The following is a 16083-nucleotide window of genomic DNA, read 5'->3' as shown; positions in this document are numbered from 1 at the left end:
GAATGGTGCATGATATTTATCGCATGAAATTTAAAATGGAAATGAGGATATAGCTATGAATCTGGAAAACGAAAAATGCGTAATGATTATCGACGAGGCGCTCCCGCTGGGCATAATTGCCAATACCGCCGCCATTCTTGGAATTACAATGGGCATGAAGATGCCGGATGTGGTAGGAAGGGATGTTGCCGATAAGGAAGGAAACTCCCATATCGGAATCATCCAATTTCCTGTTCCCATCCTGAAAGGAAATGCGCAACTGCTGAACGACTTAAGAACCAAGCTATTCACCACGGACTACGAAGACCTGACGGTGGTAGACTTCACAGAACAGGCCCAATGCTGCAATATTTATGAAGAATTCATAGAAAAGATGGCCGCTACGTCCGAAACGGATCTTAAGTATATCGGCCTTGCCATATGTGGCAGCAAAAAGAAGATTAATAAATTGACCGGAAGCCTGCCTCTGCTGCGTTAACCGCACTTCTTCGATGGAGTGGATGGCCTGGACAAAGCGTCCCGAAAACCCAGGGCATCCCTCCACGCATTCCCGGAGTCCTTCTTGTCCGACAATCTTGATCCTCAATGGCATATCCACAATCTCGGCTTTCGGGATGCGCCTACCTTTTGGTCCCGCTGCCAGATCATGCCTCTGTTTCTCCTATTCGCTGTCCAGTTCGATTGTCCCGGTAAAATCTTTCCCCTCGATTTTCAGATAGTTGCTGGCAGGGGGCAGTTCTATCGTCTCCGTATGTTCCCCTGTGCCATCGCACAATATTCTTGCATCCTCCATTCCTGATTGGAAGGTGATCTTCGCCGTGCCGTTTTCCGCCTCAATCTTGCAGGAGACCTTAATTTTATTTCCCGCATCCCGCGAAAGTCCTGTTCCCCCGAACACGATTTCTTCTCCGCTAAAGGACTCATAATCTGCCTTATAGCTCCCCACATAACTATCTTCCCCAAGTTTTCGCTCCCCTTGCAGCTTCCGGTTCTTTGTAATGCTTTTCTCTCCGATGGACTGCAGCACATTGTCATACTGTTTTATGATCTGAGCCTTGGAACAGCCTGTGGCCAGGAACATCATGCATCCGGATATTAGTATTATCGTAATCATTCTTCGTCTCATAGTATCCTCCTATCTCTTTCTAGGAAAATTCTATCACGCCATCCTTACGTGGACATTTCCGGAACCTTTCATTGTCCTTACATTTTTACGCCGTCTGGCTGTCACTTCTTAAATAAGTGGTTTGCGCCAATATACTTCCAATTTCTTGAACCGTCCAATGGTATATGATACAATCAAGCCAGTACAAAGGAGGGGATTTCATGGAATTTCAAAAGATCAGTTCTCCGTCTCTGCGGGAACTCTTCGTAGACCAGCTGGAACATATGATTCTGTCCGGCAAACTAAAAATTGGCGAAAAACTGCCTCCCGAACGCCAGCTGGCAGAAATGATGCAGGTAAGCCGCGCCGTCGTAAACAGCGGCATCTCTGAACTGGAAAAGAAAGGCTTCCTTATCGTAAAGCCAAGAAGCGGAACCTATGTGGCCGATTACCGACGCAAGGGAACCTTGGACACCTTGATGTCCATAATGAAATACAACGGAGGCCGCATCCGGAACGAAGAAATCCGCTCCATCTTTGAAGTGCGAATCGCGCTTGACACTCTGGCCGCCCAACTGTGTATTGACCGTATCAGCGACGAGGAAGTGCAGGTGCTTCTGGAAATCATCGAGCAGATTCGGGATGCCAAAGACAATCAAGAGGCAATCCAGGCCGCGTTCGAATTCCAGCATGAATTCGCCCTGGCATCCCAGAACACCCTGCTCCCACTGATCTTCCAGTCCTTCCGGGCTCCTATCTTCACGATGTGGGAGCGCTACTGCGACCTCTATGGCATCCAGTCCCTCTACGAGAGCAACTATGCCATGTGGACCTATATCCGCAACCGGGACACCAAAGGCGCCATCGAGTGGATTAATTATTCCCTTGGCGAATGCATCAGCGGAAGCCGGCAGATCTATTACGAGTAAAGGAATCTTGGCAAGTTGGCGACCGCCCGGGGGTGTCTGGGGGATTCTTCCGACGCTCCTGGGACTGCGACTAACGCACTGATCTGTAACCCTGCGAAAGAGTCGTCGGCTGACTCCTCTTTTGCAGGCTAACATCTCAGGCGCGGATTCTTCGTCCCATCCGCTTACCTCCAGAATTCCCCAGACACCCCCGGGCTCCCGACAATTTACCGGCGATTCAGCGCCCGCGCTGCCCCACATGCACACCTTACGCCGAAACTTTTTTTGCGGCCTCGACCTGTCTAACTCCAATAAAATAAGCCTACAGCAGAACCGACTCCATCGCTCCCGCTGTAGGCTTATCTCTAAAATATCAGTATTGTCTAATCTCTAACTAAAAACCCCTGCTCTTATCCCCTCTTTCAACCGCTCCTCTGCCACAATCCACTACCTGCAAAGTGTACCTTAACGCCCGCACTCCTCGCGGATTGCCAGCAAATTGGCGCAAGCCGGGGCGGCAGAAGCGGGTTTTCGAAGGTAAGTGAAGGCATCCGGAGGATCCGTCCCCGATATGTTAGTCCGCAGGAGAGGAGTCCTATGACAACTCTTCTGCAGACTTACATACCGGTGGACTAGCCGCAGGTGCCGGAACGTCGCAGAAAACCCGCTTCTGCCGCCCCGGCGTCCACCAATCCACAAATCCCTCCCTTATACCTCCGCTCTCTCCATTGCAATCTGGAAATCTTTCTGATCCGTGAAGATCTCGTTCTTATAGGGGTTCTTCTTCTGCTGTTTTGACCGCTTGATAATCACAGCCAGGCAGATCACATTCGCTGCCAGTGCCAGCAATGCCACTACGCCCTGCATGGTCGGATCAGCTGCCGCAGGTCTTGTGGCCGCATCCATAAATCCATCGGAATACAGGATCGGTATCGTGGCGAACCGGCTGGTATCCTGGAACATTGGGAATACCTGCGCGAACATGCACCACAATGCCAGCGTATTGGCACGGTTCTGAATCCATCCGCCCTTGTTCCACAGCGCATTGGCAAAAGTAGGAGCCAGCAGAAGCGCCAGTCCGCAGTACCATGCGTGGGTCGGAAGGTTGTTATAAGTATACTCGAAGTTCCACAGGTCATAGGCTATGATAAAGCACCAGGTCATATCTGGCCACAGCATATCCTTTTTGTCTTTGGAGGAATAGATTCCCCACCATCCTGTCATACACAGGATATTTAATATGCCGGCGATTCCGTTGACCCAGTTCCACCATCCGCCATACAGCCATACATTCTCGGATGACAGCCACCAGCGGTCCCCATACTCTGCCAGGGCCATTGCGCCTCTGACGCCAGACTCAAAGTCGCTTACAACCGCGATCAGGATATTGATTGCCACGATCACAAACGGGAACACCTTGAACCAGTTAGTCTTGCCGATCTTCCACTTATACTTCAGCATCATGAAACCAATACATCCCGCGGTAGCCGCGTATAGTTTTGCATAGTGGAACCAGCTGTTCATATGTACATAGGTAGGATTATTAAGCGCCCACTCCGCGCCGTTTGCCGCGCCAACATAGATGGCAATGAAGTACACGGTCAATGCTGCCGGCACGATCAGAAAGCAGAATATCCCTCCCATCTTCGTACGTCTTGCCAGTTCATTCGCAAGTATCAGTCCCGCAAATACCAATAGCCATCCCAGCAGCTGCCAGCCGGCATTCTCTCCATAGATTTGAAATAGCATGATTATCCCTCCCTCTTTCTCAGCATGCTTCTATTTCCTTGATATTAAATTCGTTTCCTGCCACCAGATATGTATTTCCACCGGAGCAGAATGGACATACCTTTCCGTGCTCCACCGTTCCATAGGTCTGATGGCAGTCCTCGCAATATGTCACTGCTGGAATCTCCTGGGTGATCAGTTTGGCTCCCCGCAGCAGAGACGATTTTTCAGATGCCCATTTCCAGCAGTCTTTTAAATAAGAATCCACTACGCCTGAGACTTCCCCGATTTCCAGGGTTACATTTGCCACCTGGGTAAGCTGGTTTTCCCTGCCCACCGATTCCAGGCTGTCGATGATATGAAATACGATTCCCAGTTCGTGCATAATCTACCGTTCCTTTCTATCACTGGCTCTTCCTTCCGAACTTGATCTTAAGTCCCCGCTTCATCGCATATGGCAGGATTGCCTTGAACTTATCCTCAGACCGGTACATTTTACTGCATTCCGGATGTTCGCGGTAAAGATGGATCGCGTCAAATTCGCATTTTGTCGTGCACACGCCGCAGCCGATACACTTATTCTCGTCCACGACAGACGCGCCGCAGCCCAGGCACCGGGCAGTCTCAATCTTCACCTGTTCTTCCGTAAATGTCTTGCGCGCATCCCTGAATGACTTGCGCCGATCAATGGCTTCATCGATTCCCGGTATCTGGCGCGAGGAATTGTCATAGGCGTCCAGCTTGATATTCTCTTTATCCAGTTCGATAAACTGACGCCGGTTCCTTCCGATGGTAAGGCTGCTGCGAGGCTGCACAAACCTGTGGATGGAGATGGCCCCTTCCTTGCCCGCCGCAATGGCGTCAATCGCGAATTTAGGGCCTGTGTATACATCGCCGCCTACAAAGATATCCGGCTCGGAACTTTGATAGGTCACCGGATCCGCTACCGCCGCATTTCCTCTTCCAAGTTCTACTTTGGAACCATTCAGCAGTTCTCCCCACTGGATGCTCTGTCCAATGCTTAAGAACACTCGCTCGCAGGGAACCGTAACCGTATCTTCTTCATCATAGACCGGAGCAAAGCGCTTTTCTTCATTGAACACGGACAGGCATTTCTTGAATACGATGCCAGTGACCTTCCCATCCTGCGTCAATATTTCTTTTGGCCCCCAGCCGCAGTTCACCGCGATTCCTTCTTCCTCTGCTTCCTCTACTTCTTCTGCGGATGCCGGCATAATGTCCCTGCCTTCCAGACAATACATAGACACTTCCGAAGCGCCGCATCTTGTCGCGGTGCGTGCCACATCGATCGCTACATTTCCGCCGCCCACAACGACCGTGCGTCCCTCTATCGGATAGGACTCATCTGCTCCCGTCTTGCGAAGGAAGTCTACCGCCGTCATCACGCCTTCTGCCGTCTCGCCAGGGATGCCTGCCAGCCTTCCTCCCTGGCACCCTATGGCAAGATAGAAAGCCTGATATCCCTGGGCGCGCAGTTCATCCAGGGTGATATCCTTTCCCACCTCGATGCCGCAGCGTATCTCAACGCCCATCTGGCGGATAATCTCTATCTCCGCATCCACCACATCCTTTTCCAGTTTAAACGATGGAATGCCATACACCAGCATGCCTCCCGGCTTCTCATTCTTCTCGAATACCACCGGACGATATCCCTTCTCCGCCAGATAGAATGCGCAGCTTAGTCCGGCCGGGCCGCCTCCGATGATCGCGATCTTCTCTTCGAACAGCCGTCCTGTCGTAGGAGGAACGATTGGCGGAATATACCGGTTCTCTGCTTCCAGATCCTGCCGGGCGATAAACTTCTTCACTTCGTCGATGGCCACTGCCTGGTCCACCGTTCCCCGGGTACATGCATCTTCGCATCGGCGGTTGCACACATGCCCGCAGACTGCGGGGAATGGGTTCTCCTTTTTGATCAGCGCCAGCGCGTCCCTGTACTTGCCCTGGGCTGCCTTCTTCAGATATCCCTGTACCGCGATGTGCGCCGGACAGGCGGTCTTGCATGGAGCCGTTCCGGTATCATAGCAATTGATCCGGTTCTTATCCCTGTAGTCCTCATCCCATTTCTCCGGTCCCCATTTTGCGCCGTCCGGAAGTTCATGCTTCGGATAGGAGACGGGACCATCCTTGGTGCACAACTTCTGTCCCAGCTTGACCGCGCCTGCCGGACAATACTCCACGCAGCGTCCGCAGGCTACGCAGTCCTGCGTCTCCACTCTTGCCACATAGGCAGAGCGGGACATATTGGGGGTGTTAAACAGTTGGGAGGTCCGAAGGGCATAGCAGACATTCACATTGCAGTTACAGATGGCAAATATCTTGTTCTCGCCGTCAATGTTGGTAATCTGATGCACGAACCCGTTATCCTCCGCACGCTTAAGAATCTCCATCACTTCGTCGTATGTAATATATCTTCCACCCTTATTCGTCTCCACCACATAGTCCGCCATATCTCCTACCGCGATGCACCAGTCTTCGGGATCATCGGCGCAGCCTTCATCATAAGTCTGGCGGGACATTCGGCAGGAGCAGGGGCTTGCGGCGTATTTGCCGTCATACTTCTTAAGCCAATGGGAGATATGCTCGATATCAATGGATTGATTCTCCATCTCAATGGCTTTCTCCACTGGTATGACATGCATGCCGATGCCTGCGCCTCCCGGAGGAACCATAGGGGTTACCTTCTCCAAAGGAAGCCTGGACATCCGCTCGAAGAACCTGCCCAGTTCCGGATGCTCTTCCAGCTGCTGCTTATTCATATTGGTGAATTCCGCGCTGCCCGGCACGAACATCGGAAGCACATACTGCTTCTCCCGCTTTGGATTCTCCCAGTTGTATTCGATAAGCCCTACCCGGCTCATTTCATCCAGCAGTTCCTGAAGCTTTTTTTCCTCTTTCCCCGTAGCCTTCAGCATCTGCTCAAACGTCATAGGCTTTCGCACCTTCATCTTTAACGCTACTTCTGCCATCTCATCGGTGACGATACAGGCAAGCCCCCAGTATTCCGGATCCTCCATAGTCACTTTATGGCCGATCCGGTCTGTGATCATCTGACCCAACTGCAAAATCAATTCCCTTCGTTCTGACATTCTCTCTCCTCTCCGCTTATCTTTTTGTCCGCTATGCGTTCCATTCTTTTACCTGATCTCTCAGCCAGTCCGTCCATTCCTCCATGCCTTCCCCGGTACGGGCACAGATTGGAATGATCCGTGCATTGGGATTACGCATCAGAATATTCTTCCTGCATGCCTCCATATCGAAATCAAAATACGGCAGCACGTCAATCTTGTTAATAAGGACTACATCGCAGATGGAAAACATGAGCGGATATTTAAGCGGCTTATCGTCTCCCTCCGGCACGCTTAGAATCATGGCATTCTTTACCGCTCCCGTATCAAATTCCGCCGGACATACCAGATTGCCCACATTTTCCAGAATGGCAAGTTCCACATCTCCAGTCTCCAGTCCGGCAAGTCCCTGCGCCGTCATATCTGCATCCAGATGGCACATACCTCCGGTATGAAGCTGGATTGCCTTAACTCCGAGGCTGGCAATCGTCTTCGCATCCACATCGGAATCGATGTCTGCCTCCATAACGCCGATCTTCATCTCGTCTTTCAGCCGCTCGATCGTACGCGACAGAGTCGTCGTCTTTCCTGATCCCGGCGAAGACATAAGATTCAGCAGAAATACCTTCTTTTCTTTTAATTCTTTCCTCAGTTCCTTTGCACGCCTGTCATTATCCGCAAAAACGCTCTGCTTGATTTCAAGAACCCTGAATTCTCCCATCACTCACAACTCCTTTTCTGGTCATACCAGTTTTTGTTATTTTTCTGTCATTGTATGATTATTATAATATTTTATAGAATATTTGTCAATTTAAAGCAATATTTTTGTGTATAATGCACTATTATTCTTTCGCTTTTTATGCACATTTTTTGTTTTTTCATTTTTGGTATCTGGTTTAGCCAATTCCAATCATTTTTATCTCGTTTCTTTCCTGCTTGACGCAAGGAATAAGCCCAATTATACTTCTATATAAGGTCATACCCAGTTGGTTATGGCATGGAACTATATATCAGCAAGCATATAAAGGATATAAATGTATGGGAATCTTAGATAAATTCAAAAGAAAAAAGGAAGCTAACGAACCTCCTCAGCAAGAGGTGCAAGGCGAAAACTCAGAGGCGCCCGGCTGGGACGCCATTTCAGAAGCATTTGATGCCTTGTATCCTGGCCAAGAGAACCCCAGGCATTACGGAACACTGATAAAATGGCGGCTTGGCGGAAATGATCCTCTGGATGGCATCAGCATCTACGACGGAGGCGATTACTGGCATTTCATAACCTATGGACTGTCAGAAATCTATGAAAAGGAAACAGATGAACCAGAGATCAGCGGTTACGGGATGGAATTTACATTCAAGCTGGAAAAGGGCTCCTACGAGGATGAAGAGGCCGAAATCAAGGGAATCTGCAGCATTCTTCAGTCCCTTGCCCGAATCACTTTTACAAAAGGCGAGTTGTTTCACGCGTATGAATTTGTCTATACCGGCCAGACCCAGGGCATTGATACGCAGATGAACTCCAACATTACAGGCTTTATTACGATTCCAGAGCCAAAGATCGAGAAGATAGACACGCCGAATGGAGCCGTAGATTTTGTAGAATTTATAGGCGTTACCAACGAGGAACTTCTAACTGTCAAGGAAAAGGGCCTCTCCGTCAAGGAACTTTACCAACAATTGGGTACTGATATTACAAGCTATCATAGAGACTCCATTATAAAAAGAGGACCGGAATAAAATCCGGCCCTCTTTTCATTGATCCTGCATTTATCTATAATAGACCGCCCAAAGCGAAATCCCCGTTACAATGGTAGCCAGCAAATTGAACAGGCCTCCCACCCTCACATAATCCTTGAATCGGTACCCGGCCACCGTGGTAACGGTAATCGGTCCTACGCAGACTGGCGTAGCCACAGATACATTCGTTCCGATGGCACAGGCCATAACAAAGGGTGTCGCGTCCACTCCCATGGTTGCGGCAAGTTTCAGGCAGATAGGCACAATCAAGACGACTACGCCGATGTTGGACATAAAATTTGAAAGGACTGTGCTCAGCACCAGAATGAGCATGCACATGCCAACACTGGTCTCTCCAATCCTGCCGCTGGCTCTGATCACGAAATTCGCGATCTCTTCCCCGGCGCCGCTCTTTCCTACGCCGGCTGCAAATCCCATGGATGCCGCCGTTATGAATACCGTCTCCCAGCTGACCCCTTGGTAGGCCCTGCGCTCGCTGATGCATCTTGCCGCCATCACGATGCTGGCGCCGATGATTGCCACGCCGCCAATATCATAGCCGCAGATAAACGCAATGATACAGCCAATCATGGTAAGCGCCACAAAGTTGCGCTTCCATGGCTTATAGGTCATACTTCTTTCCCGGATTTCCCTGGAACTGCATGCATTCGTCCGCGTCATGATTTCCGGCAGCCTCTCTTTAAAATCAAAGCATCTCTTCTGGTAATTATAGCCGAAGGTCAGATAGATCAGCATGCCCACGATACAAGCCGCAGCCCCCGATAGCGCAGGCTCGAAGAATGTCATTCCTGCTCCGTCTGATTCCTTCAGCAAAGTATGGGCCATGTACATGGACGTAGACCCGATAATGGAAAGATTCGCGCCAAATATGGAGCCAATCCCCATGGCAAGATAGGTATGCTTTCTGGATATCTTCCCGTCTGTGGAAAAGACCAGGCTGTCAACCACCGGCATCAGGATCGCCATAACCGCAGATGCATTCAAAAAGGCTGACATCAGGGATGCCACTACATATACGATGACCACAAAATATTTCTCTTTCAGATCCGCAAATCTTTTGAGCATATTTCCCAGGGATTCTGCCAGCCCTGTGGTAAAAAAGGCCTCTCCGATAATGCACACGCCTATGAGCATCAGCACAATGGAAGAAGAGAACCCGGAAAAAGCCTCCGTCCAATCAATGATTCCCGTGACCACCATCGCGGACATGGCAAGAAGCGAGGTGACAGCCAGCGGAAACACTTCGGTTGCATATAAAACTGTTATGATCAATATAATAATGATCGCTATCGTACTTTGGCTCATCGTTTTTCACGACATCAGGTTCTCCCGATGCCCTCCTTCCATTCCCAATTTGCAATACCTCTAGCAGGCCAGCCTGAATACCTCCGCCAGATCATCCTCCCCGGACAGCGGTCGGAACCAGGCAGCGCCATCGATGGCAGGGTAAATCCTATGGGCCATCTGCACTGCCGCTTTTTCTGGAATTTTTATCCCTATTTCTGATAGTCTGGCAGGCAGATTCAGTTCCCTTATAAACGCTTCAAACCGCTTGACTGCTTCCACCCCTATGGCAAAGTCGTCTTTGCCGGCATTAATCCCCCATACGTTCCTTCCCCACCGGGCAAATCTTGGCGCTGTTTCATCGCACAATGCATATTTGAACCATGCAAGCGAGGCAATTGCGAGACTGCCCCCATGGGATATGTCAAGAAACGCGCTCAGGGCATGTTCGATCGAATGCACGCATCCAGCATATTCCCGTCCGCAGTCTGACAGATGGGTGATGGCAAGCGATGCCGACCACAGCAGCTGAGCCCTGGACTCATAAGAGCAAGGGCAGGCCATGACCCGCCTTCCATGCAGAATGCAGGATCTCTGGATCGCCTCCGAGATGCCATCCTGAATCTCTCCGGCAGCCCGGCTGAAATATCCTTCGTAGGCATTGCTCATAATACTGATAATCCCGCAGGCGGTTTCAAAAGGCGGGACCGAATAGGTATAGGAGGGATCAATAAATGCAGCCACCGGCCGCTCCATATCGCTCTGGCAATCCAGTTTCCGCTTTTCTTTTACATTGCTGATGATCGACATATTCGATACTTCCGAGCCGCTGGCTGCAATCGTTGGGACAGAGATGACCGGAACCGTCTTCGTCACCACCGCTTTTTTCTCATAGAAGTCCCAGCAGCTTCCATTGTGGAACACAGAAAATCCTATGGCTTTTGCCGTATCGATGGTGCTCCCGCCTCCCAGCGCCACAATGCACTCAGCGCCACATTCCTTCAGCAGACGCACGCCTTCATTGACAGCAGTATGTTTCGGATTCTGTTCAATTCCCGTGAACTCGGTCACATGGATATGATGTTCTTTACAAAGAGCACGCACCTCTTCATATGCGCCGCTCTTTCTGCCTGCTGCCACATCATACACGAGCAGTATCCGGCAGCCAAACTTTAAGATCTCTTCCGGCAATCCCTGAATCTTGCCTTTTCCAAAATGTATGTTTGTCGATAGTTCAAAGTCAAAACCATGCATAATCCCAACTGACGCCCAGCCGGCATCGTCCTCCTTTTTGTGCTATGACCGCCTATATCTATATACGCATGCAGCAGATATTTCCCCCGATCAAGTTCAGTTCTAATTATAAATATACAGGGGCCGGGAATCCAATATAGAAATTCTATATTGAGCATCGAATTCCCCTATTTAAGACGCATTCTTCCAGATCGCTTTATTGCCTTTTTCTTTTTTCTCCTGTACAATGTTCACAGAGGCAGACATCAGCACAGGCCATTTGCGACGAAAGGAAGAATAAGATGAAAAAAATAGGAATTCTGGGCGGAATCAGCGCCGCGTCAACCGTACAATATTACAATAAAATACTCGACTTATATTACGAGATAAAAAAGGATTATTACTATCCGGAAATTTGTATTGAGAGCCTCAACTTCCAATACTTCACTGATTTCGAGAATCGAAACGACATGGACGGATATAAGAAATATATCATGAAAGGAATACGCAATCTGGAATCCGCCGGCTCAGACATAATCATAATGTCAGCAAATTCTCCACATTCCGTATTCCATGCTATAGAAAAAGAAACGTCGGCACCAATGTTAAGCATTGTGGATTCCGTCGGCAAGTACGCCCGGAAAAACAAAATGAAAAAGCTGCTTCTTACCGGCATAAAATACACAATGCAGGGATCCTTTTACCGCGACGAGTTAAAAAGTCAAGGGATAGAAGTCATCTCCCCATCCGATGGAGACCAGGATATCATAAATCATATTATCTTCGATGAACTTGCCCGAAATAATATAAAGGCCAGCTCGCAGGAACGTTTTTTATCCATAGTCGAAAAATATAGCGCCCGCTATTCTCTTGACGGCGTGATACTAGGATGTACCGAGCTTCCTATGCTAGCAGGCACAATCACAGGACCCGTTCCTTTTATCGATTCCCTGGCCATCCATTGTGCAGATACCTTGCATTATGTATTAGAAATTTAGCAGTGTTCTACTTTCCAAAGATTTCTTTTGCCTTGTTCATATTCTCTATTACCGGAACTTCAAACGGGCAGCGCTTCTCGCACGCCCCGCACGCGACGCATTCTTCTGCGGTACGGGGCAGAATGGCATAGTGCTCCCGTACCGTCTCCGGCACCTCTCCCTGGGCGATTGCCAGATTCAGGAACTTGGTGACAGAAGCCACATCGATTCCCTTGGGGCAGGGAGCGCAGTGCCCGCAGTACATGCAATGCCCCTTCCAGCTGATCTTGGGAAGTGCTGCAAATGCTGCCGCGTAATCCTTCTCTTCCTCCGAGGCATCCTCATAAGAGATGCTGATCTTCAAATCTTCGACCGTCCGGGCTCCTGACATAACTGTCGCCACCCCCGGGCGGGTTAATGCATAGTGAAGGCACTGATAAGGCGTCAGTTCCTTTCCAGCCGGGGACAGTTCGCTGCTCAAAAGGTCCCCGCCGCCGAATGCTTTCATTACTGTAATCCCCACTCCCAGCCTCTGGCAGGTTTCATACAGTTCCTGTCTCTCCTTGTCCATGTTCACCAGCGGCTTCTCATAACTTTTCTCATCCCACAGCGTTTCTATATCCTCGCTGGCCGGCTGAAGATCATAGCACGGATTAATACTGAACATCAGCACGTCAATCAGAGAACTTTCCACCGCTTTTTGCGCTGCCTGCGGGTTATGGCTTGACAGGCCAATGCAGCCGATGGCGCCGGAGGCTTTCAATTCCTGCGCATATTTCATAACCGGGCCGTCTTTCACCTGCTCCCAATCTGCAAGCGAGTCTACATAATGAATCATGCCGATCTCTACATGATCCGTTTCCAGACGCTTCAGCTGGTCTTCGAAGGATGCCTTCACCTGTTCGATATTGCGCGTACGTTTATATTGTCCGTCATCCCAGACTGTGCACAGATGAGCCTGAAGGACGAATCGCTCCCTCCGTCCCCGAAGCGCGCGTCCCAGATTGGACCGCATATCCGGGTTGGGCGCGTACAGATCAATACAATTAACGCCTCCCTCTTCCATGACATCTACGAATTCTTTTACCTGCTCATAGGACTTGTCTACAAACCCTTCGCACCCCATGCCGATCTCGCTGACCTTAAGTCCCGTTCGTCCCAGTTCTCTATATTTCATGACTCTCTTCCTCCTTCATACACTCCGAAAGGACCAGCTGATAAACCTCCTGGAATGATCTATCATGCTCCTTGCAAAGTCTGACAACACTCTGGTATTCCGGATATTTCCTTTTCTGCGGGCCCAGAGCGCATACTTTTACCTGCGCATCCCCGAGGCTTGTGCGAACCGTCTCCATGCTGCGCGCGAGGACGCTCCTCTCCATCTGCTGCCTGCGGATGCCGATGGTTGTCGTCTCTTTAAATATGATCTCCTCCATCTGTCTTACATTTTCGTCCGTACAGATGACGTTCAGCTGATAAGCCGGACGGTTCTTCTTCATATAGACAGGCGTATAGCTTACATCTCTGGCTCCGGCCTCAAAGAGGCGGTCCATTACATACCCCAGCGCCTCTCCCGTGCAGTCATCCATATTGGTTTCCAGCTTCCAGATGCAGTCTCTGCCATAAGATGCCTGCCCTTCAATCAGCATGGCTCTTAGGATTCCGGGCCTGTCGTACTCTCTTTTCCCGGCTCCCATGCCTATTTTCCTTACGGAAAATACTTCCGGCAGCACCTTCGAGGTTCTGATCGCCGCTACGATCGCCGCTCCGGTAGGCGTCACGAATTCGCCCTTGGATTCAGTGATGTTAAGATCCAGATTGTGTTCGGACACGATATTCGCAACCGCCGGCACCGGCACCGGAAGAATGCCATGCTGGCACCGGATGGTGCCGCACCCTTCATACAGGACAGGGACGATGCATTCTGTAATCCCCAGATTATCCAGACATACGGCGACGCTGATAATATCCACGATAGAATCCACTGCGCCCACTTCATGGAAATGAACTTCTTCCAAAGGAACGCCGTGGGCTTTGGCTTCTGCCTGGGCCAATATACCAAAGATACGCTTTGCGATTGCTTTTGCTCCCTGCGTCATTGCGCCATTCTCTATGATATGCAGGATTTCCTTCATCCCACGGTGCTCATGGCTCCCTTTATGACTGTGGCTATGTACCGCTCCATGTCCATGCAGATACTCCATATCATGATCATGGTTTTCATGAGCGCTGTCCAGGATCACCGCAAAGTCGCAGGCATCAAGCCCGGATTTCTTTACCCTGCCGATTTCGATCTGGAAGCCTTCCACCGGCAGGCTCTCAAGCGCATCCTTTAACGCCTGCTGATCCGCTCCAAGGTCCAGAAGCGCTGCAGCCATCATATCGCCGCTGATGCCGGAATAGCATTCCAAATATAAGGTTCTATTTACAATCTCGTTCATTTCATACCCCCTGCGGCCAGATTTTATTTTCCATACGATCAGCCGCTGCTCCCTTCATTTTAGAACATATCTTCTCTGCCTGCAAATGTCTTTTTATCATTATGAATCATTCCCGGGAGGAATGATTCATAATGATACCACATGGGTCGCTTTATTCCCGGCCCTGTGGATTTTTCCCAATATGATACTCTCTTTTCATGACTCTCATGATTGTCCTTGATATAATATCCACAATATTAAAGCCAAAAGCAATTGCAAGGCAGGTAGCCAGCAATACGATCGTCTCGCCAAGAGCCATTCCATAATCACGGCTCACGCAGCCATACATCATATAATACAAATTCGGTCCAGGAATCAGCGGGAATACGGATGCCGTCAAAAAGATCGTGGATGGCGCCTTATTGATTCTGGACATGATAAATGCATAAAAAGCCACAAACACTGCCGCAACCAGCGTGGCCAAAAAATTGCTAGGCCAGAAATGATAGATCACGACATAGATTCCCCATGTAAAAAAAGCCCCTATCCCTGAATAAGCCACCTGCCTCCCACGGATTTTAAACCAAAAGGCAAATCCAATACAGGCCACTGTACAGGATATCAGCTGAATCTGAACATTATGGTTTAGTACATACCCTTCCGCAGACACTCCATTAAGCAGCAGCATCGCAAGCGCAGTTCCACATGCAATGCCAGCCGCCCCAAGCATAGAATTCATGATGTTCAGCGTCCCGGATATAAAGTCTCTTTGCAGCACTTCACGGATTCCATTGGTGGTACTAAGACCGCTGATCAGCAGCATTACAATTCCTATCATAATTCGCTCAGGATGACTGCCAAGCCCCATCCGTACCGCCAAGATAATAATAACTTCTGACAAAAAAGATAGGATCATATTATAGGCCAGCAGATTCTCTTCTCTTCTGCTGAGCCATCCTCCTACTATAACAATCATAAGCGAGACAATAACTGCAACGACCGCATCCGCAAAGTTGCACCCGAAGAATACTGCGAACCCGGTTCCCCCCATTACAGCCGCAAAATACTTCGTATACGGCTTCTGGGACTGCCTGTTCATGACCTCTTCGTATTTCTCGCGAAGCGTCTGTTCATCCGGCTTATTCTGGCATACATATCTGGACAGATTATTTAGATAATCCAATCGGTCATAATCTATATCTGTAGATTCAATATGCCGGACCTGAGTTATAATCTCGCCTTCTGGAGTTTCTACCGTTATCTGTATATTACTGGGTATCGCGAACACATCATAACGTTTAAAGCCGTAGCTTCTGCACATTCTATAAAGACTGTCATCCAGCCTGAAATTTTCCGCTCCGCAGATTAGCATCGCTTCTCCAATATCCAAAATTCCCTGCACGATTCTTTGGTAATCCATTGCCTTTTCCCCCTATCCTGGAATGTCACATGATGTTATCATAGCATTGTTTTCACAAGTGTCAACAAAAATCTTTTCTTCTTTCAAAATTAGAGTCAATTCATGCGTCGACGCATCGCTGCGAGGCAAAGCGTGACCTTTCAAGGGATTGGAAAAACAAC

General features: G+C 49.5%; 14 protein-coding genes. 4 read left to right on the top strand and 10 right to left on the bottom strand.

Annotation, left to right across the window (positions count from 1 at the left end; genetic code table 11):
* Positions 1-55 precede the first annotated feature (55 nt).
* Positions 56-478: a DUF2000 domain-containing protein gene (locus K0036_RS06710; protein WP_220431011.1), complete on the top strand. Its 423-nt coding sequence runs from the start codon at positions 56-58 to the stop codon at positions 476-478.
* A gap of 183 nt (positions 479-661) precedes the next feature.
* On the opposite strand, the gene K0036_RS06705 is transcribed toward K0036_RS06710, so the two are convergent.
* On the bottom strand, positions 662-1126 hold the full coding sequence (locus K0036_RS06705) for a hypothetical protein (protein WP_220431010.1): 465 nt from the start codon (positions 1124-1126) through the stop codon (positions 662-664).
* Positions 1127-1326: 200 nt separating this feature from the next.
* Between K0036_RS06705 and K0036_RS06700 the strand changes: the two genes are divergently transcribed.
* A complete protein-coding gene (locus K0036_RS06700; protein ID WP_025644167.1) occupies positions 1327-2034 on the top strand; it encodes a FadR/GntR family transcriptional regulator in 708 nt (235 codons plus the stop codon).
* Between the two features lie 687 nt (positions 2035-2721).
* Here K0036_RS06700 and K0036_RS06695 read toward each other — a convergent pair.
* Genes K0036_RS06695 through hypB form a run of 4 tightly spaced genes read right to left on the bottom strand, consistent with a single transcriptional unit; the run spans position 2722 to position 7551 of the window.
* Positions 2722-3762 carry a DUF5692 family protein gene (locus K0036_RS06695; protein ID WP_025644169.1) on the bottom strand — a complete coding sequence of 347 codons (1041 nt, stop codon included), beginning with the start codon at positions 3760-3762 and terminating at the stop codon, positions 2722-2724.
* Positions 3763-3781: 19 nt separating this feature from the next.
* Complete coding sequence (locus tag K0036_RS06690; RefSeq protein ID WP_025644171.1) at positions 3782-4126, bottom strand: hydrogenase maturation nickel metallochaperone HypA; 345 nt, start codon at positions 4124-4126, stop codon at positions 3782-3784.
* Positions 4127-4145: 19 nt separating this feature from the next.
* The gene (locus K0036_RS06685) at positions 4146-6851 is read right to left on the bottom strand and encodes an FAD-dependent oxidoreductase (protein WP_220431009.1); all 2706 of its coding nucleotides are present in this window, start codon (positions 6849-6851) and stop codon (positions 4146-4148) included.
* 31 nt (positions 6852-6882) lie between these two features.
* Complete coding sequence (hypB, locus tag K0036_RS06680; RefSeq protein ID WP_025644175.1) at positions 6883-7551, bottom strand: hydrogenase nickel incorporation protein HypB; 669 nt, start codon at positions 7549-7551, stop codon at positions 6883-6885.
* Positions 7552-7868: 317 nt separating this feature from the next.
* Here hypB and K0036_RS06675 point away from each other — a divergent pair, with 317 nt between their 5' ends.
* The gene (locus tag K0036_RS06675) at positions 7869-8567 is read left to right on the top strand and encodes a suppressor of fused domain protein (protein WP_173692987.1); all 699 of its coding nucleotides are present in this window, start codon (positions 7869-7871) and stop codon (positions 8565-8567) included.
* 30 nt (positions 8568-8597) lie between these two features.
* Here K0036_RS06675 and K0036_RS06670 read toward each other — a convergent pair whose 3' ends face one another.
* Together K0036_RS06670 and K0036_RS06665 are read right to left on the bottom strand one after the other, a co-directional pair.
* Positions 8598-9893, bottom strand: coding sequence for an SLC13 family permease (locus K0036_RS06670; RefSeq protein ID WP_025644180.1), 1296 nt, complete (start codon positions 9891-9893; stop codon positions 8598-8600).
* 60 nt (positions 9894-9953) lie between these two features.
* Complete coding sequence (locus K0036_RS06665; RefSeq protein ID WP_220431008.1) at positions 9954-11126, bottom strand: iron-containing alcohol dehydrogenase; 1173 nt, start codon at positions 11124-11126, stop codon at positions 9954-9956.
* A 281-nt stretch (positions 11127-11407) separates the two neighbouring features.
* On the opposite strand from K0036_RS06665, the gene K0036_RS06660 reads away from it, so the two are divergent.
* The gene (locus tag K0036_RS06660; RefSeq protein ID WP_220431007.1) at positions 11408-12103 is read left to right on the top strand and encodes an aspartate/glutamate racemase family protein; all 696 of its coding nucleotides are present in this window, start codon (positions 11408-11410) and stop codon (positions 12101-12103) included.
* A 7-nt stretch (positions 12104-12110) separates the two neighbouring features.
* On the opposite strand, the gene K0036_RS06655 is transcribed toward K0036_RS06660, so the two are convergent.
* From K0036_RS06655 to K0036_RS06645, 3 genes are all read right to left on the bottom strand, one after another.
* Positions 12111-13259 carry an aldo/keto reductase gene (locus K0036_RS06655; RefSeq protein WP_220431006.1) on the bottom strand — a complete coding sequence of 383 codons (1149 nt, stop codon included), beginning with the start codon at positions 13257-13259 and terminating at the stop codon, positions 12111-12113.
* Complete coding sequence (gene larC / locus K0036_RS06650) at positions 13249-14523, bottom strand: nickel pincer cofactor biosynthesis protein LarC (protein WP_220431005.1); 1275 nt, start codon at positions 14521-14523, stop codon at positions 13249-13251. The genes K0036_RS06655 and larC overlap by 11 nt, the downstream gene beginning before the upstream one ends.
* 151 nt (positions 14524-14674) lie before the next feature.
* Positions 14675-15922, bottom strand: a complete 1248-nt coding sequence (locus K0036_RS06645) for a threonine/serine ThrE exporter family protein (protein ID WP_025644188.1) — start codon at positions 15920-15922, stop codon at positions 14675-14677.
* Positions 15923-16083 lie beyond the last annotated feature (161 nt).

The sequence above is a fragment of the [Clostridium] scindens genome (assembly GCF_019597925.1).
Lineage (GTDB): Bacteria > Bacillota > Clostridia > Lachnospirales > Lachnospiraceae > Clostridium_AP.
The sequence above is the reverse complement of the archived record's forward strand: the minus strand, read 5'-3'. Positions and strand labels throughout refer to the sequence as shown.